This is a genomic window from Pseudomonas sp. SWRI18 (genome assembly GCF_014268345.1).
Taxonomy (GTDB): domain Bacteria; phylum Pseudomonadota; class Gammaproteobacteria; order Pseudomonadales; family Pseudomonadaceae; genus Aquipseudomonas; species Aquipseudomonas cedrina.
Genome location: NZ_JACCQQ010000018.1, coordinates 113,764 through 134,535 on the forward strand (window position 1 = coordinate 113,764; position 20,772 = coordinate 134,535).

General features: G+C 59.1%; 19 protein-coding genes and 1 pseudogene. 13 read left to right on the forward strand and 7 right to left on the reverse strand.

Going from position 1 to position 20,772, the window contains the following annotated elements:
• Positions 1–124: 124 nt before the first annotated feature.
• From H0Z09_RS19455 to gmd, 3 genes are read right to left on the reverse strand one after another with little or no spacing between them, the layout of a single operon-like run.
• The gene (locus H0Z09_RS19455) at positions 125–1,297 is read right to left on the reverse strand and encodes a DegT/DnrJ/EryC1/StrS family aminotransferase (RefSeq protein WP_186692650.1); all 1,173 of its coding nucleotides are present in this window, start codon (positions 1,295–1,297) and stop codon (positions 125–127) included.
• Positions 1,294–2,238: a GDP-L-fucose synthase gene (locus H0Z09_RS19460; RefSeq protein ID WP_202888839.1), complete on the reverse strand. Its 945-nt coding sequence runs from the start codon at positions 2,236–2,238 to the stop codon at positions 1,294–1,296. Before H0Z09_RS19460 ends, H0Z09_RS19455 begins: the two co-directional genes overlap by 4 nt.
• 7 nt (positions 2,239–2,245) lie before the next feature.
• A complete protein-coding gene (gene gmd, locus H0Z09_RS19465) occupies positions 2,246–3,331 on the reverse strand; it encodes a GDP-mannose 4,6-dehydratase (protein WP_186692652.1) in 1,086 nt (361 codons plus the stop codon).
• 504 nt (positions 3,332–3,835) lie between these two features.
• On the opposite strand from gmd, the gene H0Z09_RS19470 reads away from it, so the two are divergent.
• From H0Z09_RS19470 to H0Z09_RS19480, 3 genes are all read left to right on the forward strand, one after another.
• Positions 3,836–4,168 carry a ComEA family DNA-binding protein gene (locus H0Z09_RS19470; protein WP_186692654.1) on the forward strand — a complete coding sequence of 111 codons (333 nt, stop codon included), beginning with the start codon at positions 3,836–3,838 and terminating at the stop codon, positions 4,166–4,168.
• A gap of 129 nt (positions 4,169–4,297) precedes the next feature.
• A complete protein-coding gene (locus H0Z09_RS19475) occupies positions 4,298–4,942 on the forward strand; it encodes a GntR family transcriptional regulator (protein ID WP_186692656.1) in 645 nt (214 codons plus the stop codon).
• A 15-nt stretch (positions 4,943–4,957) separates the two neighbouring features.
• Positions 4,958–5,806: a DUF1989 domain-containing protein gene (locus H0Z09_RS19480; RefSeq protein WP_186692658.1), complete on the forward strand. Its 849-nt coding sequence runs from the start codon at positions 4,958–4,960 to the stop codon at positions 5,804–5,806.
• 8 nt (positions 5,807–5,814) lie between these two features.
• Here H0Z09_RS19480 and H0Z09_RS19485 read toward each other — a convergent pair whose 3' ends face one another.
• Both H0Z09_RS19485 and eat read right to left on the reverse strand, forming a co-directional pair.
• Positions 5,815–5,982, reverse strand: a complete 168-nt coding sequence (locus tag H0Z09_RS19485) for a DUF2897 family protein (protein WP_012722955.1) — start codon at positions 5,980–5,982, stop codon at positions 5,815–5,817.
• 111 nt (positions 5,983–6,093) lie between these two features.
• Entirely contained in the window at positions 6,094–7,458 is a 1,365-nt protein-coding gene (eat, locus tag H0Z09_RS19490; RefSeq protein WP_076950382.1) for an ethanolamine permease, read from the reverse strand.
• 385 nt (positions 7,459–7,843) lie between these two features.
• Here eat and H0Z09_RS19495 point away from each other — a divergent pair, with 385 nt between their 5' ends.
• The 7 genes from H0Z09_RS19495 (at position 7,844) to H0Z09_RS19525 (ending at position 17,072) form a co-directional block, all read left to right on the forward strand.
• Positions 7,844–8,806 carry a transposase gene (locus H0Z09_RS19495; RefSeq protein WP_186692669.1) on the forward strand — a complete coding sequence of 321 codons (963 nt, stop codon included), beginning with the start codon at positions 7,844–7,846 and terminating at the stop codon, positions 8,804–8,806.
• 246 nt (positions 8,807–9,052) lie between these two features.
• The gene (gene kdpF, locus H0Z09_RS19500; protein ID WP_003218754.1) at positions 9,053–9,142 is read left to right on the forward strand and encodes a K(+)-transporting ATPase subunit F; all 90 of its coding nucleotides are present in this window, start codon (positions 9,053–9,055) and stop codon (positions 9,140–9,142) included.
• A 9-nt stretch (positions 9,143–9,151) separates the two neighbouring features.
• Complete coding sequence (gene kdpA, locus H0Z09_RS19505) at positions 9,152–10,846, forward strand: potassium-transporting ATPase subunit KdpA (RefSeq protein ID WP_076950383.1); 1,695 nt, start codon at positions 9,152–9,154, stop codon at positions 10,844–10,846.
• 12 nt (positions 10,847–10,858) lie between these two features.
• Entirely contained in the window at positions 10,859–12,916 is a 2,058-nt protein-coding gene (kdpB, locus tag H0Z09_RS19510; RefSeq protein ID WP_186692671.1) for a potassium-transporting ATPase subunit KdpB, read from the forward strand.
• 86 nt (positions 12,917–13,002) lie between these two features.
• Positions 13,003–13,548, forward strand: a complete 546-nt coding sequence (gene kdpC / locus H0Z09_RS19515; protein ID WP_186692674.1) for a potassium-transporting ATPase subunit KdpC — start codon at positions 13,003–13,005, stop codon at positions 13,546–13,548.
• 145 nt (positions 13,549–13,693) lie between these two features.
• Entirely contained in the window at positions 13,694–16,345 is a 2,652-nt protein-coding gene (locus tag H0Z09_RS19520) for a sensor histidine kinase KdpD (protein ID WP_186692676.1), read from the forward strand.
• Between the two features lie 37 nt (positions 16,346–16,382).
• Positions 16,383–17,072 (forward strand): response regulator, encoded by a 690-nt coding sequence (locus tag H0Z09_RS19525; protein ID WP_076950387.1) that lies wholly within the window; start codon positions 16,383–16,385, stop codon positions 17,070–17,072.
• A gap of 131 nt (positions 17,073–17,203) precedes the next feature.
• Here H0Z09_RS19525 and H0Z09_RS19530 read toward each other — a convergent pair whose 3' ends face one another.
• Positions 17,204–18,241, reverse strand: a complete 1,038-nt coding sequence (locus tag H0Z09_RS19530; RefSeq protein ID WP_186692678.1) for a patatin-like phospholipase family protein — start codon at positions 18,239–18,241, stop codon at positions 17,204–17,206.
• Between the two features lie 227 nt (positions 18,242–18,468).
• On the opposite strand from H0Z09_RS19530, the gene H0Z09_RS19535 reads away from it, so the two are divergent.
• The 3 genes from H0Z09_RS19535 (at position 18,469) to H0Z09_RS19545 (ending at position 20,440) form a co-directional block, all read left to right on the forward strand.
• Positions 18,469–18,747 carry a hypothetical protein gene (locus tag H0Z09_RS19535; protein WP_003172685.1) on the forward strand — a complete coding sequence of 93 codons (279 nt, stop codon included), beginning with the start codon at positions 18,469–18,471 and terminating at the stop codon, positions 18,745–18,747.
• Between the two features lie 44 nt (positions 18,748–18,791).
• Positions 18,792–19,553, forward strand: a complete 762-nt coding sequence (locus tag H0Z09_RS19540; protein WP_186692681.1) for a CHAD domain-containing protein — start codon at positions 18,792–18,794, stop codon at positions 19,551–19,553.
• A gap of 89 nt (positions 19,554–19,642) precedes the next feature.
• Positions 19,643–20,440: a thioesterase family protein gene (locus H0Z09_RS19545; protein WP_186692683.1), complete on the forward strand. Its 798-nt coding sequence runs from the start codon at positions 19,643–19,645 to the stop codon at positions 20,438–20,440.
• 36 nt (positions 20,441–20,476) lie between these two features.
• On the opposite strand, the pseudogene H0Z09_RS19550 reads toward H0Z09_RS19545, so the two are convergent.
• Positions 20,477–20,713 (reverse strand): annotated as a pseudogene (locus tag H0Z09_RS19550) (terminase); the annotation flags it as partial.
• Positions 20,714–20,772: the final 59 nt, after the last annotated feature.

Here is a 20,772-nt window from a genome sequence, read left to right on the forward strand (position 1 = left end):
TACTCGTGCTGATCAACGTTTGATTTAAGTGTATCGGCTACCGGTGCGAGAAATCTACGGCAATTATCGTTATCGCCGTAAATTCCTGCACCGTTCTACCATGCTGTCGTGAATGGAAAATAGGTTAAGCTCTGATGCTGTTCAGAAGTGAAAAAGCTTCTGAGATCGAATAATGGTGATTGCCAATAAAAAGACCAAACTTGTCGATATGTTCTGCGTTCTTGAGTTCACCATGAACTTCGGAATCAAAATACTTCACAACCTCGTTTTTTGCGAAGTTTCCGGTAACGATAGGGCGGCATTCAAATCCGAGGTCATTCAGTTTTTCAATAAGAGCCTTGCGCGTCAACTTACTTTCCGGGCGTATCACTAAGCTGAAGCCAAACCAACTGGACTCGCCGATCTCTTGTTGAATAATGATTTCTGGGTGATCTGCCATAGCCGCTTGTAGGAGAGCACCGTTCTTACGGCGTTCCTGAATTAGTGTTGGAAGACGCTTGACCTGCTCTACGCCTAGCGCACCCTCAAGTTCTAGGGGGCGGACATTGTAGCCAGGCAAAACGAAACGAAATGACTCTTCGAATGGGTCGTCACTTTTTTCGCTACATACGAGGTTTTTCTTGGGTAGGTTTCGTGTCCAGCCATGGGCGCGTAGAGAGAGCAGAATTTGATATAGCTCTTCGCTGTCGGTTACTATCAAACCGCCTTCCATTGTTGAAATATGATGGCTGAAAAATGAGCTGAAACTACCCATGACTCCGAAGGTTCCAGCTTGTTTACCTTTGTAAGTTGCTCCCATTGACTCACAGTTATCTTCAATCAGAACGATTTTGCGGTCACCGATGATTTCCTGAATAACTCCGAAATCATTAGGGTTGCCGAGAAGGTTTACAGCCATAATTGCTCGGGTCTTATCAGTTACCGCCAGGTTCAGCTGTTCAAGGTCGTAATTTAAAGTGTGAAGATCAATGTCAACGAACTTTATTTTCAGGCCGTATTGATATAGCGGGTAGTAAGTGGTGCTCCATGAAACGGCTGGCACAATGATTTCATCACCGCGTTGCAGTTTTAAATCAGCGTTTTTAGTGTAAAAAAGAGCAGCGACAATCAGCAGGTTTGCGGAGGAGCCGGAGTTAACCATTACACAGTATTTGCTGCCTACGAATTGCGCGAAGTCTTGTTCGAATGATTTTACATTTTCTCCCATTGTAAACATGCCGGTTGCAATGACGCGTTGCATTGCATCAAGCTCTTCTTTTTCCCAAGAAGAGGCAGCTAGTGGAAACTTAATGCTCATTGTTGATGCTCCAAATAATAGCTGTAAGTCTTTTCAATGCCCTCTTGCAGGGTATGGTGCGGCTTCCAGCCCCAAAATGACTGACGCTCAATATTTACTAGTTTGCGTGCCATTCCGACAGGTTTAGTAATGTCATGCACGAACTGGCCTTTGTACTCCATCACTGCGGCTGCGGTGTTATAGTACTCGTTGATTGAGTGATCGTGCCCGAGGCCTATGTTTATATTTAGGGGGAGCGAATCAAACTTATTGATAGCTTGCATGATAGCGTCGGCTAAATCCCCACCGTACATAAATTCCCGCCTAGCGTTGCCGTCACCCCATATCTCTACGGTCGGATCATTATTTGTTTTTGCTATGTGAATCTTATGGATGATAGCAGGCAGTAAATGTGAGTGTGCAGGTTCAAACTTATCAAATCGGCCGAAAATATTGCAAGGGATTAAGGTCTTGTATTGAAAGCTCGCATTCTCACGTGTGATGTAATCACATAGGCGTGCTGTCGTTATTTTTGCTAATGCATATCCTTCATTAGTTGGTTCCAGTTCGCCCTTCAAGATCATTTCTTCGCTGAGGGGCTCAGAATGATTGCGCGGATACATACAGGAACTACCTAGATTGATTAGGGTTTTCACGCCTGCAACGCGAGCTGCCCATACAATATTGCGACCCATATCAAGATTGTCCAGAAGAAAGCTTACAGGCTCCCTGATGTTTGCTTGAATGCCGCCAACTTTACCTGCTGCATGGATTATAAGGTCGGGCTCAGATCGCTCGAGATATTCTTGGACTGCTTTGAAATCAAGTAGGTTCAGCTCGTTGCTCGGCGGGGCGAACACTTCAAAGTCGTCAATACGGGGATGCTCGAGGAGGTTGCGTCCCACCATGCCGCTGCCACCCGTCAACAATATTCTTGTCTTCTTCATCTGATAGATTGCCAAATATTAATTATTCGTTATAGCTGAAGGTAGGATACCCGTGCTGTTTAATCAGCTCATCCCGTTCGGCACTTTTCAGGTCCTCACGTACCATTTCACTGACGAGTTCAGCAAACGTGATTTTTGGGCTCCAGCCAAGTTTCGCCTTCGCTTTGGAAGCATCACCCAGCAGGGTTTCAACCTCGGTAGGACGAAAATATCGTGGATCTACCGCAACTATGCATTTGCCAGCATCGTCATAGCCTTTTTCATCTTCGCCTTCACCCTTCCAAGTGATGGTAATACCCAGCTCTTTAGCCGCAGCATTTACAAAATCCCGTACGCTGTATTGAACACCCGTCGCGATTACGAAATCCTCAGGTTGTTCCTGTTGAAGCATCAGCCATTGCATTTCGATGTAGTCTTTCGCATGGCCCCAATCTCGAAGAGAATCCATGTTGCCGAGATAGAGGCATTCTTGAAGACCAAGTTTTATACGGGAGAGCGCTCGGGTAATTTTACGCGTTACAAAGGTTTCTCCGCGAATGGGGCTTTCATGATTAAACAAGATGCCATTGCAAGCGTAAATGCCATAGGCTTCGCGATAATTGACGGTAATCCAATACGCATACAATTTTGCGACTGCATAAGGACTACGTGGGTAGAAAGGCGTAGTTTCTTTCTGAGGAGTTTCTTGAACCAAGCCATAAAGCTCTGACGTTGACGCTTGGTAAAACCGGGTTTTTTTCTCTAGCCCCAGAATCCGGATTGCTTCCAAGATACGAAGAGAGCCGAGTGCGTCTGAGTTTGCGGTGTATTCAGGCTCTTCAAAAGAAACAGCCACATGACTCTGCGCCGCAAGGTTGTAGATTTCATCCGGTTGAACTTTTTGAATAATATGAGTCAGGCTTGATGAATCCGTCATATCTCCATGATGGAGGAAAAAGGGTAGCCCTTTGTCGTGAACGTCATGAAAAAGGTGGTCAATACGAGCCGTGTTGAATAATGAACTACGGCGTTTTACACCGTGAACTTCGTAACCTTTATTCAGCAAGAACTCTGCAAGATAGGCGCCATCTTGTCCTGTTACGCCGGTAATGAGTGCTTTCTTAATCATTTGTTCTTCCATAATTTTTTTTGAAACCTCGAGTGCTGCCTTTGCAGCCTGTTAACAGCTGTGGGCACCACAGCGCCTTAATAGCTTATTTTGCAGATTGACTGTGTTTTCCAGTCCCATCATGAAAACGGTCTCGGTTTGAGCTTCGAGTTATTACGGCTGTAATGCACAATGGTTGAGCCAAACGTGTAAACATAAAAATAGTTTCAAACCGCCTAGCAGCAGCCCCGGAGCCGTAGCTTACTCCACATCAGGAGCCTGACAAATTTTAACTCATACCATGACTCGAAACCATTTTTCACTGAAAGCTCTTTACTGTGGCGTTCGCATTGCTGAGCGTCCGATGCGTGCACGCCGCCAGGAAATTCAGCGTGTGGGCGTCTACTTCGCGATACTACATACCTTGTAACCGAGTCTTTTTTGACTGTCTGGCAACATGGCCTAAGTTTGAAAAGCAGCTTCGGAAAAGCTGCTTTTTCCTTACCTATGTCATGGAGCGTCAAAATGCAAAACACCTACCTCACCTCCCTAATCTTCGCCTTCCTCACCACTCTCTCCGTCACCGCCACCGCAGCCCCGTCGATCAAACCCGAAGCCCTAACCCCGATCACCGCGCAGATGTCCAAAGCCGAGCAGCCCGCCAAGGTCAACCTCAACGCCGCCGACGCCGAAACCCTGCGGCGTGACCTCTTTGGCATCGGCGCTGCGAAAGCCAAGGCGATCGTGGCCTACCGCGAGAGCAATGGTCCGTTCACGGCGGTGGACGAATTGTTGGAAGTGAAGGGGATCGGCAAGGCGTTGCTGGAAAAGAACCGCGAGAGGCTGGTGCTCAATTAAGTAAGCCGAGGAGGCCGGTCATTGACCGGCCTTTCTCTTAGTCAGGATCCCGCGGTTCAAACTCAAACGCTTTGGCACGAAAAGTGATTACCTCTACCAGACAGATTGTTCAACAATCCCCAGGTAACCATGACCCTCCCCCTATCCCTAGCCGACCAGATCGCCCTGGAACTGCGTGCCGACATCATCGGCGGGCGTCTTTTACCAGGCATGCCATTGATCGAAGCCGAACTGGTAACCGCCTACAACGCATCGCGCAATACCATTCGCGAAGCGTTGCACCGTCTCGGCCAGGAAGGGCTGACGCGCTATGTGCGCAACAAAGGCGTAATGGTTCGGCGGCTGGAGCGGGAGGAGGTGTGTGATTTGTTTGTGGTCCGCCGCACCCTGGAGTTGCAGGCTATCGCTCAGAGTGGCGCTCTGACAGATGATCAATCCGAGCGTATGCAGAATGCAATCGACGCCACGACACTGGCTCGTGAGCGTGAGGATTGGCGGGCGGTCGCTACCCACAGTCTGATGTTTCATCAGCAGATTGTCGGGTTGATGCGCAGCCCGTTGTTCGATGAGTTTTTTGCCCAGGTGATCGCGCAGCTACGTCTGGTGTTTTGTGCGGCGCCCGATGAGCAGCGTTTCCAGTCGCCTTGGCTGGAGCGTGATCGTGAGATTTACCAGCTCTTGCTCAACCATGACAAGCCGGCGGCAGGGGAGGCGATGAGCTTGTACCTGGATGATTCGGAGCGCCTGTCGTTGGCTTTGTTTACTCACTCTTGATCGAGGATTTGCATCATGTTCAAAGACTATCCGGCGGCGTATCAGGTCAGTAAAGGCTCTGCATTGCAGGTCGACACGGCGTTTTATGAGCGTGTGCGTGACCTGAAGGCGCAGCGCACCTTGGTTGAGCAGTTAGAGGTGCCGATCCGTACGGGCAGGGCGTGGACGGTGCCGGCCGGGCATGTGTTTCGGGTGACGACGCCGGTGGGGCCGCAGGTAGGGGACTTCAATGTGTGGAACGCCAATGACCCGCGCGAGCGGTTGTGGGCGGCGCGCACGCGTCAGTTGCAGGGCGCGCATGTGAGCACCCATGACCGGTTGTGGTCGAACCTGCCGTTTTTGCGGCCTCTGTTGACGATTACCGATGACAGCCTGGCCGGTTATGGCATTGATGAGCATGGCGGGCGTCTGCATGATTTGCTCGGCACGCGGTGTGATCCGTATGTGAACCGGATGCTGACCGGTGAGGACTTTCATCACCATTGTCATTCGAACCTGACCCGGGCGGTTTTGCCCCACGGTCTGACGGAGTTCGATGTGCATGACGTGCTGAATATTTTCCAGTGCACGGGCCTGAATCATGACGACATGTATTTCATGAAAGCCTGCCCGGCGCAGAAGGGCGATTACCTGGAGTTTTTTGCCGAGATTGATGTGTTGTGTGCGTTGTCGACCTGCCCCGGTGGGGATTTGTCGCTGCCGATGTGGGGGCCGGAGGCGCAGGATCCGTTGACGGTGTGCCGTCCGCTGGGGGTCGAGGTGTACAAGCTGGAAGAGGAATTGCTTAATGGCTGGAGCCAGCCGGAGCGTGCTGCCTATAAGGGGCAGCACGGGTTGCAGATCGCCAAGGCGGATTGGGAGTAACCCAAGGTTCAGCGATCCTGCGCGTCCTTGGCATCTGCCTGGGCGTTGCGTTCGGCCACGCGCTTGCGTTGTTCGTCGGTGAGTTCCACTTTGTTGGCGCTGTCACGCAGCATCATCAGGCCACCGACGATCGACCCGATCGCGACCACTAAAATCAACCATGCATACCACGGCATAAGGCTCTCCTTGAGGCAGATTGCCGTGGGAGAATTTTCCCACGGCAATGACTGCTTTGAGTAACGGGCTTTCTTACTAGTTCAGTGTAGGCCCGTTCTGCCTCCATGGGATCAGAGCCCGGTCAACATCGCATCCGCCGGTGCATCGGCGCGGTCTTGCGCGGTCATCTGGAAGTAGGCGAAGCCCACGGCCATGAAGCCCAGGAAGATCAGCCCGATCAGTGTGTTGAACCAGGCCATGGCCACCAGGCACACCAGCGCCAGCACCAAGGCAATGCCGGGCACGATGGGGTAGCCGGGGGCGCGGAAGGTGCGTTCCAGCAGTGGTTCGGTTTTGCGCAGTTTGAACAGGCTGAGCATGCTCATGATGTACATGACGATGGCGCCGAATACCGCCATGGTGATCATGGCGGCTGTCAGGGTCATACCGCCCAGGTTGATCAGGCCGTCGCTGTAGATGGCGGCGATACCCACGACGCCGCCGGCGAGGATGGCCCGGTGCGGTGTCTGGAACCGCGACAGTTTGGCGAGGAAAGACGGCAGGTAGCCGGCGCGGGCCAGGGCGAAGAATTGGCGCGAGTAGCCGAGGATGATGCCGTGGAAACTTGCCACCAGGCCGAACAGGCCGATCCATACCAGCATGTGCAACCAGCCGGAGCTGTCGCCGACCACGGTTTTCATGGCTTGCGGCAACGGGTCGTTGATGTTCGACAGGGTGCGCCAGTCGCCGACGCCGCCGGCAAAGAACATCACGCCCATGGCCAGGACCACCAGGGTGAGGATGCCGCTGATGTAGGCTTTTGGAATGGTGCGCTTCGGATCTTTCGCTTCTTCGGCCGCCATGGCCGCGCCTTCGATGGCGAGAAAAAACCAGATGGCGAAGGGAATCGCGGCAAACATGCCGGCAATCGCCGGGGCGCCGAAGGTGTCGGAGCCTGCCCAGCCGTTCAGGGCGAAGTTGCTGAAGCTGAAGGCGGGCGCGACGACGCCCATGAACACCAGCAACTCCGCGACGGCGAGCACGCACACCACCAGCTCGAAGGTTGCGGCGAGTTTGACGCCGAGGATGTTCAGGCCCATGAACACGATGTACGCGCCGACGGCCGCGTGTTTGGGGTCGAGCGCCGGAAACTGCACATTCAGGTAAGCGCCGATGGCCAGGGCGATGGCGGGGGGCGCAAAGACGAATTCGATCAAGGTCGCGAGGCCGGCGATCAAGCCGCCTTTCTCACCAAAGGCGCGACGGCTGTAGGCAAACGGGCCGCCCGCGTGGGGAATCGCGGTAGTCAGTTCGGTGAAGCTGAAGATGAAGCAGGTGTACATCGCGGCGACCATCAAAGAAGTCACCAGGAAGCCCAAGGTTCCGGCGACGCCCCAGCCATAGCTCCAGCCGAAGTATTCCCCGGAAATGACCAGGCCGACGGCGATGCCCCATAAGTGCAGGGTGCCCAAGGTGGGTTTGAGTTGTGTGTTCATTGTGTTGCTCCCTGAACGGTTTGGAATGATTCAAGGTGTTGCAGCGGGCATGCCAGGCTGGGAATCGGTGTCGTAAAGCGGAGCAAGCGTCGTGTGGGGGATGGTTTGGCGTTTGAAATACCACCTTGCTGCACCAGATGAGGGCGGTGGTGACTGAGCTGGCGCTTTCGCGAGCAAGCCCGCTTGTATGTTTAGACTTGAAGGGGTGGGCGGGACTAAAAGCCCGATTCCGACTCTAGCCAGTACGGACCGTGGGAGACCTCTCGTCCCGCCCCTTCTACCCAAAGCGCCGATAAGGAATGCATCGGTAAAACCGACGATAGAGGCAAGCCAGCGCTCCGGTAGACCCCAACAAGCACTTAAACCCTAGCTCCGAGGATTCGTTATGACAATCCTTACCTCGCCAACGGTAGTTGGTGTCGATGTGGCCAAAGCCGAAATCGTTGTTTACCGCGAAGATCTTGAAACTATTCAGGCCGTTGTCAACGACCGACAAACGCTCTGCCGCTGGCTCAAAACGTTGCCTGCGCAAAGCTCCATTGCCCTGGAAGCCACCAGCACTTACCACTTGGACACGGCGGAACTTGCCCATGAAATGGGGCATCGGGTTTACGTTGTGGATGCTTATAGGCTGAGCCACTACCGCGAAAGCATTGGTCAACGGGCGAAAACCGATCCTTGTGATGCGCGTTTACTGGCGCGTTATTTGGCGAGTGAGCAGGATCGGTTGCGTGTCTGGAGCCCACCTCCGCAGGCCTATAAAGTGTTGAAAAGCCTGCTGCACAGGCGCGCGGAACTTATCAGATTGCGCGTGAGTATCACGCTGAGTTGGTCGAGCGAACCACTTTTGAAAGATGAGCTGGCTTTGCAGTTGAAGTCTTTCAAACAGGCTGAGCAGTCCATTCAGAGGTTGCTGCAAAAAGTCAGCAAAGAAGCTGGTCTCACCGAAAACATCAAGCGTTGCAAAGCCATTGAAGGGGTCGGGGATCTTACGGCTTTAGGCTTGGCGACCGCGTTTATGCGCGGCCACTTTGTTAGTAGTGATGCGTTCATTGCCTTTTTAGGGATGGACTTGAGAGCAAAAGACTCCGGGAAAAAGACCGGCCCTCGTCGCTTGAGCAAAAAAGGTGATACGGAGATACGGCGTCTGGCCCATAACGCGGCGATGGCCGCTTGTCGGTCTCCCACCTGGAAACCTTTTTATGAATCGTACTTGGCAAGAGGTTTAGCAAGAACCCAGGCCTTGGTGATCCTAGCTCGCAAGCTCTGTCGAGTGGCATTCGCTCTCATGAAAAACCAGAGCGAATACCAGCCGAATTTAAGGTTGCAGGGTTCCCCTGCAACATAGAATCTCCCACATTCGACCGCGTTTATCCTGTAGGAATGCGGTCAAGTGTGGAAGCGGCGGTGCGACGATTCGACTTGCTCGCGAAGAGGCCCGCCCAGCCACCGCCAATCCCCCTGTAAACCCCGCATAAACCCACTCTTTACGCCGTCTTTACGCCCCGCCCACTCCCTCGCTCTCGTTCCTTTACGCCACTCCTGCGGACAATTGCCCCACACGCGGCACTCGCCGCGCAACGGAGAGACTTCCATGAGCGTTCTGGACGGGGTGTCACTGCTATTGGCCGTGGCGCTGTTCATTTATCTGCTGGTTGCGCTGTTACGCGCGGATCGGAACTAGGAGCTGGCCATGCACAGTTATGACTATTGGCTGATCATCGCCTTCTTCGCGGTGGTGCTGGTACCGGCGCCGTTCCTCGGGCGGTTCTACTACAAGGTGATGGAAGGGCAGCGCACCTGGCTCACCCCGGTGCTGGGCCCTGTGGAAAAAGCCTGTTATCGCCTGTCCGGCGTGAACGAGCATCAGGAACAAAGCTGGCAGAAGTACATGCTGGCCTTGCTCGCGTTCAACCTCGCGGGCTTTTTGCTGTTGTTTGCGATCCTGTTGTTCCAGGACTATCTGCCACTGAACCCGCAGAAATTGCCGGGCCAGGAATGGACGTTGGCCTTCAACACGGCGGTCAGTTTCATGACCAACACCAACTGGCAGTCCTACAGCGGTGAGGCGTCCCTGAGCTACCTCAGCCAGATGGCCGGCTTGACCGTGCAGAACTTCGTCAGTGCGGCCACCGGTCTTGCAGTGCTGGTCGCCTTATGCCGTGGGATCGGTCGCAAATCCGCCCAGACATTGGGCAACTTCTGGGTCGATATGACCCGCGCCACCCTCTACGGCTTGCTGCCGTTGTGCCTGGTGCTCGCGCTGTTCCTGGTGTGGCAGGGCGTACCGCAGACCTTCGCCCATTACGTCGATGCCGTGACAATGCAAGGCGTGGATCAGGTGATTCCCCTGGGCCCGGCGGCCAGCCAGATTGCGATCAAGCAATTGGGCACCAACGGCGGTGGTTTCTTCGGCGTCAATTCGGCGCATCCGTTTGAAGACCCGACGGCCTGGGCCAACCTGTTTGAAGTGGCGTCGATCATCCTGATCCCGGTGGCGCTGGTGTTTACCTTCGGCCATTACGTCAAGGACCTGCGCCAGAGCCGCGCCATTCTTGGCTGCATGCTGGCGCTGTTCCTGATCGGCGGCGCAACCTCGCTGTGGTCCGAATACCAGCCCAACCCGACCTTGAACAACCCGGCCGTGGAGCAAACCGCGCCGCTGGAAGGCAAGGAAGCGCGCTTCGGCACCACCGGCACCGTGCTGTGGTCGGTGACGACGACGGCGGCGTCCAACGGTTCGGTCAACGGCATGCAGGACAGCCTCAGCCCCCTCAGCGGCATGGTAGCGCTGGTCAACATGATGGTCGGCGAAGTGATCTTCGGCGGCGTCGGCGCCGGCATGTACGGCATGTTGCTAAACGTATTGATCGCGGTGTTCCTCGCCGGCCTGATGATCGGGCGTACCCCGGAATACCTGGGCAAGAAGCTGCAGGCCAAGGAAGTGCAACTGCTGGTGGTGACCCTGCTGGTGATGCCGGTTGGAGTGCTCGTGCTCGGTGCCATCGCCGCCAGCCTGCCTGGCCCAGCGGGTGCCATCAGTAACCCCGGCCCTCACGGTTTCAGCCAGTTGCTCTACGCCTACACCTCGGCCAGCGCCAACAACGGCTCGGCGTTCGGTGGTTTCAGCGCCAACACGCCGTTCCATAACCTGATGCTGGGCCTGGGCATGTTGATCGGCCGCTTCGGCTACATCCTTCCGGTACTGGCCCTGGCCGGCAGCCTGGCGATGAAGAAGAGCGCACCCATCGGCCAGAACAGCTTCCCGACCCATGGTCCGCTGTTCGTGACCCTGTTGACCGTGACCATTTTGCTGGTGGGCGGCCTGACTTTCCTGCCGACGCTGGCGCTGGGCCCCATTGCTGAACATTTGAGCTTGGGCTTTTAAGGGGATATGACAATGAATATGCCTGCAAAAAATGCCGCTCCGGTGCAAACCCGGGAGCCTGCCAAGACCGCCATCTCCGCCCTGTGGCGCCCGGCGCTGGTCCAGGCATTCGTTAAGCTGGACCCGCGCCAACTGCAGCGCTCGCCGGTGATGCTGGTGGTCGAGCTGACCGCCATTCTCACCACCGTGCTGTGCTTTGTGCCTGATACCGCCGTGCCGACCTCTGTCGCTGTGCAGATCGCCGTGTGGCTGTGGTTCACCGTGCTGTTCGCCAACTTCGCCGAAGCCTTGGCCGAAGGGCGTGGCAAGGCGCGCGCCGATAGCCTCAAGGCTGGCAGTGAAGGCCTGAGCGCACGTCGCAAGGAAGGCGACGGCAGCTTCAAGGTCGTGCCGGCCACCAGCCTGCGCAAAGGCGATGTGGTGCGCGTCGCCGCCGGGGAAATGATCCCCGGCGATGGCGAAGTCATCGAAGGGATCGCGGCGGTCAACGAAGCGGCCATCACCGGTGAGTCCGCGCCGGTCATCCGCGAATCCGGCGGCGATCGCTCGGCCGTCACCGGCAACACTCGCCTGGTGTCGGACTGGCTGCTGATCCGCATCACCGCCAACCCCGGTGAGTCCACACTGGACCGCATGATCGCCCTGGTGGAAGGCGCCAAGCGCCAGAAAACCCCCAACGAAGTCGCGCTGGATATCCTGCTGATCGGCCTGACCCTGATCTTCCTGGTGGTGGTGGTGACCCTGCAACCGTTCGCCCACTTCGCCAATGGCAGCCTGCCCCTGGTGTTTTTGGTCGCACTGCTGGTGACGCTGATTCCTACCACCATCGGCGGCTTGTTGTCAGCCATCGGCATCGCCGGCATGGACCGCCTGGTGCGCCTCAATGTGATCGCCAAGTCCGGCCGTGCCGTCGAGGCGGCGGGTGACGTACATGTGTTGCTGCTGGACAAGACCGGCACCATCACCTTTGGTAACCGTCGCTGCACGGCGGTGGTCGCGGCGCCGGGCGTAAGTGGCAAGGAAGTGGCCGAAGGCGCGCTGTTTGCCTCCCTGGGGGATGACACGGCGGAAGGTAAATCCATCGTCGAGTACCTGCGCGCCTTGCACCCACAGGCCGAGCCCGCTGCGGATGAGCTGACGGTCGTGCCGTTCAGCGCCGAGACTCGTTTGTCCGGTGTCGACTACCAGGGCCGCGTGTTTCGTAAAGGCGCGGTGGATTCGTTGCTGGCGTTCATCGGTCAACAACGTAGCGACCTGCAACCAGCACTGTCGCGGGAAATCGACAAGATCGCGCAGAGCGGCGGCACGCCGTTGCTGGTGTGCGCCGACGGCAAGTTGCTCGGTGCGATCCATCTCAAAGACGTGGTCAAGCCCGGCATCCGCGAGCGGTTCGCCGAGCTGCGCAAACTCGGTATTCGTACCGTGATGGTCACCGGTGACAACCCGCTGACCGCTGCCGCGATTGCTGCCGAGGCCGGTGTGGATGACGTGCTGGCTGAAGCCACGCCTGAGAAGAAGCTCGCGCGCATTCGTCATGAACAGAATGACGGTCGCCTGGTGGCGATGTGCGGCGACGGTGCCAACGACGCCCCGGCGCTGGCCCAGGCTGACGTCGGCATGGCGATGAACGATGGCACCCAGGCCGCCCGCGAGGCCGCCAACATGGTCGACCTCGACAGCGACCCGACCAAGCTGCTCGACGTGGTGCAGATCGGCAAGGAATTGCTGGTGACGCGCGGTGCGCTGACCACTTTTTCCATCGCCAACGACGTGGCCAAGTACTTCGCCATCCTGCCGGCGCTGTTCGCCTCGATCTACCCGCAACTCGGCGTGCTCAACGTGATGCATTTGCAGAGCCCACAGAGCGCGATCCTCTCGGCCATCGTGTTCAACGCGCTGATCATCGTGGTGCTGATCCCGCTGGCGCTGCGCGGTGTGCGCGTGCAGGCGGCGAGCGCGGCGGCATTGCTGCGGCGCAACCTGCTGATCTACGGGCTGGGCGGGCTTGTGGTGCCGTTCGTGGGCATCAAGGCGATCGACATGCTGCTGACCGCGCTGCATCTGGTGTAACCCGATCGTTCCCTCGCTCCGCGTGGGAACGCCGCCCCGGACGCTCCGCGTCCCTGCGATCCGATCATTGAATTGAGGAATCGAAAATGTCCAACATCATCCGCCCGGCTGTGAGCCTGCTGGTGCTCATGACCCTGATCACCGGCGTCGCCTACCCACTGGTGGTGACCGGCGTCGCCCAAGTCGCCTTTCCGGATCAGGCCAACGGCAGCCTGGTACGCGATGCCAGCGGCAAAGTGCGCGGCTCCAGCCTGATCGCCCAGGACTTTACCGGTGATGGCTGGTTCCACCCGCGCCCGTCGGCCGGTGCTTTTGCCACGGTTTCCAGCAGCGCCAGCAACCTGGGCCCCAGTAACCCGGCGCTGGCCACGCGCGTGTTCGATGACGCGCAAAAACAGTTAGTGCCCAGCCAGGGCCCGGTGCCTCTGGCATCGCTGACTACCTCCGGCAGCGGTCTTGATCCACACTTGCCACCGCAGGCGATAGCCTATCAACTGGCGCGGGTGGCTGCGGCGCGGAATGTGCCGGTGTCGAGCTTGCAGCGGTTGCTTGATGAGCATATCGAAAGCCCGCTGGTGGGGCCGCCGGTAGTAAACGTACTGGCGCTGAACATGGCCCTGGAAAAACTCTGACCCCCTGTGGGAGCGGGCTTGCTCGCGAATGCGGAGTATCAGTTACAGCTATATTGGCTGACACTCCGCTTTCGCGAGCAAGCCCGCTCCCACATTGAATCTTCGGTGCGTTTGAATACCTGAACACTCAAAGGAACCCCACAGCATGAGCGACTCCGGCCGCGCCGATGCCCTGTTAGCCGATCTGCCCCGCAACGGCCGTGGCCGGCTCAAAGTCTTCCTCGGCGCCGCGCCGGGCGTGGGCAAGACCTACGCCATGCTCCAGGCCGCCCATGCGCAACTGCGTCAAGGCGTCAAATTGGTTGCCGGCGTGGTCGAAACCCACGGCCGCGCCGAGACCGAAGCCTTGCTCAGCGGCCTGCCGCAGCAACCCTTGCTGCGCAGTGAATACCGTGGCGTATTGCTCGAAGAAATGGACCTCGACGGCCTGCTCGCCGCCAAGCCCCAACTGGTGCTGGTCGACGAACTGGCGCACAGCAACGCCCCCGGCAGCCGCCATGAAAAGCGCTGGCAAGACATCCAGGAATTGCTCGCCGCCGGCATCAACGTGTTCACCACGGTCAACGTCCAGCACCTGGAAAGTCTCAATGACCAGGTGCGCGGCATCACCGGCGTACAGGTGCGCGAAACCCTGCCGGACTGGGTGCTGCAGGAAGCCGACGAACTGCTGCTGATCGACCTGCCGTCCCGCGAGTTGCTCGAGCGCCTGCGCGACGGCAAGGTCTATGTGCCGGAACAGGCCCGCGCGGCCATCGATGCGTTTTTTACCCAGACCAACCTCATGGCCTTGCGCGAGCTGGCGATGCAAACCGCCGCCGCCCACGTCGATGACGACTTGGCCCAGGGCTACCGCCAACTCGGCCAGGCCGCGCCAGCGGTGCGCGGACGCTTGCTGGTCGGGGTGGACGGCGATGCGCAGGCCGAGCGCCTGGTGCGCCATGCCAGCCGCGTCGCCCAGCGCCGACATTTGCCGTGGAGCCTGGTGCATATCGATAACGGCCGCGCGCGGGATGAACAGTCGCGCTCGCGCCTGCAAACTGCCCAGCAATTGGCCGAACGCCTGGGCGGCGAGGTGGTGTTGCTGCGCGCGGGGGAGGTGGCCAAGACGCTGATCCAGCATGCGCACGAGCGTCGCGCCAGCCTGCTGCTGGTGGGGCAATCGAGCATGGGTTGGCGGCGTCAGCTGTTCGGTGGCGGCCTGGCCGCGCGGTTGCTGCGCAGTGCGCGCGGCCTGGAAATCAACGTCCTCGACAGCGATGACACTCCCGCAGCGCCACGCATGCCCCAGGTGCGCGGGCTGGTGTGGTTCGACTACGGGCTGGCGGTGCTGGCGACGGTGATCGCGGCGGCGGTGGCCTGGGCGGTGTCCAGCGTCTTGCCGCTGCCGAATATTTCGCTGGTGTTTCTGGCGGCCGTCTTGCTGGTGGCGGTGCGCAGCAGCCTGGGGCCGTCGCTGGTGTGTGCGGCGTTGTCGTTCATGACCTATGACTTCCTGTTTATCCCGCCGAATTTTTCCTTCGCCATCCAGCGCGAAGAAGATGTACTGACCCTGCTGTTCTTCCTGCTGATGGCGGCGTTGACCGGCAACCTTGCCGCGCGCCAGCGTCGCCAGTTGCAGGCGTTGCGCGACACCCAGGAAGAAACCAGCGAACTGCTCGACCTGTCACGCAAACTCACCGCCGCCACCGACCGGCAGGCGGTCGTCAGCGCCGCGGCCCATCACCTGGAAGGCTGGAGCGACCTGGACCTGTGCCTGGTCAATCGCGATGGCCAGGGTGGCTGGACGATCGAGACTGGCGGCCCGCTGACCCTCACCGACGCCGAGCGAGCCGCCGCCGATTGGGCCTGGCAACATGACCAGCCGGCGGGCAAGGGCACCGGCACCCTGCCGCTCGGGCGTTGGTGGTGGTGGCCCTTGTCGGGCGAAGAGGGGCCGCTGGGTTTGCTGGGTGTCAGTCCCAAACCCGGCCTGGAATTGAGCGGCCAGCGCCGTCGCTTGCTGACCGCCTTGAGCCAACCGCTGGCCCAGGCGCTGGCGCGCGCGCAACTGGCCCAGGAGCTGGAGTCGGCGCGGCTGCACGGCGAAACCGAGCAACTGCGCAGTGCCTTGCTGGCCTCGGTGTCCCATGATCTGCGCACGCCGCTGACCTCCATGCGCGGCAGCATCGACAGCCTGTTGGCCCTTGGCGAAGCCATCCCGCTGGAAGACCGCCGCGAACTGCTTGAAGGCACCCGCGATGAGGCCGAGCGTCTGGACCGTTATATCCAGAACTTGCTCGACATGACCCGCCTCGGCCATGGCGCGTTGAAGCTGGCGCGGGATTGGGTGTCGCCGGGCGATATCGTCGGCAGCGCCCTGGGCCGTCTGCGCGCGGTGCTGGCGCCGCTGCGGGTGAGCACCGACGTGCCGCCTGAGTTGCCGTTGTTGTATGTGCATGCCGCGTTGATCGAGCAGGCACTGGTCAATGTGCTGGAAAACGCCGCGCGGTTTTCGCCGTCGCAAGGGCGTCTGCAGCTGAGCGCCGGCGTCTCGGATAACCAATTGTTTTTCGCGGTGGCCGACGAGGGGCCGGGCATTCCCGAGGACGAGCGCGCGAAGATCTTCGATATGTTCTACACCGCCGCGCGGGGCGACCGGGGCGGGCAGGGCACCGGCCTGGGCCTGGCGATCTGCCAGGGCATGGTCGGTGCCCACGGTGGGCATATCCGCGTGGCCGACGGCATTGACGGACGCGGCACCTGCATCACCTTGTTCCTCCCGTTGCCGACCCAGCCTGGCCTGGAGCGCGAGGCATGAGCTACCCTGCGTTCTTCACGGATTTTGACGGGACACCATGAGCCAGACCGCGACGATTTTGGTCATTGATGACGAACCGCAGATCCGCAAATTCCTGCGCATCAGCCTGGCTTCCCAGGGCTACAAGGTGATCGAAGCCGGCACCGGCACCGAAGGCCTGGCCCAGGCCGCGCTGAGCAAGCCGGACTTGCTGGTGCTCGACCTTGGCTTGCCGGACATGGATGGCCAGCAGGTGCTGCGCGAATTTCGCGAGTGGTCGACGGTGCCGGTGCTGGTGCTGTCGGTACGGGCCAGCGAAGGGCAAAAGGTCGAGGCCCTCGACGGCGGCGCCAATGACTATGTGACCAAACCCTTCGGCATCCAGGAATTCCTGGCCCGGGTGCGCGCGTTGTTGCGTCAGGCGCCAATTGGGGAGGCCCAGGAAGCAGCCTTGCGTTTTGGCCCGTTGACGGTGGACCTGGCCTATCGCCGGGTGCTGCTGGACGGTGCCGAAGTGGCGCTGACGCGCAAGGAGTACGCCGTGCTCGCGCAGCTCGCCCGGCACCCGGGGCGGGTGATTACCCAGCAACAATTGCTCAAGGACATCTGGGGGCCGACCCATACCGAGGACAGCCACTATCTGCGCATTGTGGTAGGGCATCTGCGGCAGAAACTGGCGGACGATCCGACGCAGCCGCGGTTTATCGTGACCGAGGCGGGGGTGGGGTATCGGTTGTTGAGTGCCTAGATTTGCGGCGTCTGGTCGGGCCTCTTCGCGAGCAAGCCCGCTCCCACATTTGACCGAGTTCCTCCTTTGAAATGCGGTCAAATGTGGGAGCGGGCTTGCTCGCGAAAGGGCCATCAGCCACGCCACCGATCTCAGCCCTGCTCACTTTCGTACCGATCCAACGTATCACTGGCAATCTCCCGCCCCAGCGCGATCAACTCCGGCGCCTTGTAGAACTCGAAAAACCGGCACACCCGCTTCGGCACGTTGATCAGTACATCCGGCGGGTAGCCGGCGATCTTGTACTGCGCCAGCGAGGTCTGCATCACCTCGAAGCTCTGGTTGATCAGGTCCAGCAGTGACGCCGGGCCGACGTTGTCGATGATGAACGACCCGGTCGCCGACTTCGGTGCGCCGGGTTTTTCCGGTGCGGCGGCGGGTTGTTGGGATTCCGGCTCGGCGGACGCCAGCCACGGGTTGATCTCCGCGGCCTGGGCCTCCAGTGCCTCTTGTTCCAGCTTCATCAGCTGTTCGGCCTGCTTGCGGCGAAACGGCAGGTGCGATCCCAGGGATTTGGCCAGGTTGTTGAAGCGACTCTTGAACGCCGGCGGGCGCTGGATCACCGGTAACTGGTAGTGTTTCTGGTTGGTGGCGTTGAGGTTGACCGCGATGATCAAATCGCAGTGGCTCGACACCACCGGCACGATGGGCAGCGGGTTGAGCAGGCCGCCGTCCACCAGCATGCGGTTGCCTTGCATCACAGGGGTGAACAGGCTGGGGATCGCCGCCGATGCGCGCATGGCCTGGTGCAGGCAGCCTTCCTGGAACCAGATTTCTTGCTGGTTGGTCAGGTCGGTGGCGACGGCGGTGTAGGGGATGCGCAGCGCTTCGATATTGATCTCGCCGACGATCTTGCGGATCTGGCCGAAGACCTTCTCGCCGCGAATCGCCCCCAGGCGGAAACTCACATCCACCAGGCGCAGTACATCGAGGTAGTCGAGGCTTTCGATCCAGTTGCGGTATTCATCCAACTTGCCGGCGGCGTAAATCCCGCCCACCACGGCGCCCATCGAACAGCCGGCGACACAGGCGATGTCATAGCCGCGCCGTTCTATTTCTTCGATCACCCCGATATGGGCGTAGCCCCGGGCCCCGCCGGAACCCAGCACCAAGGCAACACGCTTTTTCATGGTCGATTCACTCCTAAAACAGGTGCCCACAATGCACCCATTGAGGGGGCGGCTTCAATCTTCGCGGGGGCCCGAAATATTATTCCGGGATAACCGTGGTGCTCGGGTATGCTTTGCGATGCCTGGGCCAATAGGTACTGTCGATTTCGGGTTCGGACAAGGCACTTTTCCCTGTAGGCAACGTCTACAACGTACGACTGTTTCTTCTTTATTTTGAGGTGTCATCAATGAAAGCCTGGATGTGTGTGCCTGTGATCATGTTGGCGCTGGCCGGTTGTGCCGGTAAAACCGCGTACCGCGACAGCTGCGGCAGCCAATTGGACGCCGCCTGGAAGGAACTGGACCTGGCCAAGGCCGAAGGATTTGCCGGCACCGTGAGCTACTCTAAAGCACTGTCGTTGTTGACCGGTGCCAAGACTCAGCAACAATTTGAAGCGTTTGAAGGCTGCTCCAACAAGGCCGAGAAAGCACGGTTCTATATTCGTGAGTCGCGCGCCGGGCGTTGATCTATAGTGGTGAGCAGGATTTTTCATCAGAGAGTGGGGGCAGGATGTCAGCGTTGGTCGATCAGTTAGTCGCTCAGGTCATTGGCCTGGAAGTAGGGTTACTGAGCTGCCAGGCTCGCCTCGCCGCCGTCACCGACGATGAAGCCCTGCATGACCTGCGCACCACGGTGCGCCGACTGCGCAGCCTGTTGCGCCCCTTGCGCGGGTTGCCGGGGGTTGAACAGCTTGAATCGGCCGCCAGCGGTGTGGGCCAAATGACAACGCCGCTACGCGACCGTGAGGTGCTGGCGGCGTATTTGCGCCAGCATGGCCATCACGAGGCCGCTGACCGGCGCCTACGCCTGCAACCCGATGCCTATCGCCAGGTGGCGCAAAGCGCGGAACTCGCGCATCTGCTGCTGATCCTCGATGCTTTCCCACGGTTTGTCCGCGCCTGCGAACACCAGAAGCTGCTCAAGGGCCTGCGCTCACGCATTGAAAAGCGTTTGGCCAAGCAGTGGCAGAAACTCGAAGAAGCCTTGAAAGACCCCGACCATGATCGCCATCGCCTGCGGCTGTTGATCAAGCGCGTGCGCTACGCCGCCGAGGCCTACCCTGAATTGAGCAAGTTGCCCGCCAACGCCATGTCGCGCCTGAAAAAAGCTCAAGGTGCGCTGGGCGATTGGCATGACTGCTGGCAATGGTTGGCCCAGGCTGAACAGCAGGCGGATCTGCAACCTTGCGTTGCGGTGTGGCATCGCACCATGGTCAAGGCGGAGCGTGAGGCGGATCGGGTTCTGGATAAACTCAGTAGCGACTGTTTCTGAGCGGGTCCGGCTTTTGGCCGGATAAACGCTGTACCTGGCGGGCCCGATGGTTAATATCCCCCATCTGTTCTTTTTGATGTGAGACCGCCATGCGCTTTAGTGATTTGCTCGACGCCGCCCGTAGCAACCCGCTGGACGTCACCATCCCCGCCGAATGGGGCCAGGGCCGCGCGACCTTCGGTGGCCTGGTTGCCGCCTTGCAATACGAAGCCCTGCGCGCACAGGTGCCGGCCGATCGCCCGTTGCGCTCGCTGGCAATCACCTTTGTCGGCCCGGTAGCAGCGGACGTTTCCGCGAGTTATCAAGTCGAAGTGTTGCGCGAAGGTAAGGCCGTCAGCCAGTTGCTCGGTCGGGTGGTGCAGAACGGTGAAGTGGCGACCCTGGTACAAGCCAGCTTCGGCGCGTCGCGAGCGTCGGAAATCGCCGTTGAGAGTGAAGCACCGCCAGTGTTCAAGCATTGGGACGAGTGCCAGGAACTGCCCTACATCAAGGGCATCACCCCCGAATTCATGCGCCACCTGGCAATGCGCTGGAGCGTTGGCGGCTTGCCGTTTACCGGGAATAAATCCCGTGACATGGGCGGTTGGGTGCGTTTGCGCGGCGATGTCAAGGAAGAGCCGCTGACCGAGGCGCACATCCTCGCCCTGGTCGATGCCTGGCCGCCGGCATTGCTGCCGCACCTGAAAAAACCGGCCCCCGGGAGCACCCTGACCTGGACCATCGAATTCATCCAGCCCTTGCAAAACTTAACGACACTCGACTGGTGCCAGTACCACGTCACCATCGAACACGCCCGCGACGGCTACGGCCACGCCGCCGCCGCCCTCTGGAGCCCGACCGGCGAACTGATCGCCCTTAGCCGCCAGACCGTGGTGGTCTTCGCCTGACGTTAATGCCGGTGGCGTTGCTGTTCAACACAAAGCGGCCTGTGTTTCGACGCTATGACCCTGCCGCTGCAACGCCACGCCAGCCAGGATGCCGACAATGCCTACGGCAACACTGGCGGGGCTCAGGCTGAATACCCCGGATACGATCAACAGAAACCCGATGATGAACAGCGGCACGGCAATCAGGCGCAAAGCCTGGTTGGTCGGGTGTTGTTGGCTCTGCGGGTGGGTACGCCATTGCCAGGCGGGGAGATTGGGATGACGTTTGCCCATGATGGTGAATCCTCTGTCCGTTGAAGTGGCTTGGGGCAGAGTTTAGGTGGGTGGGGCGG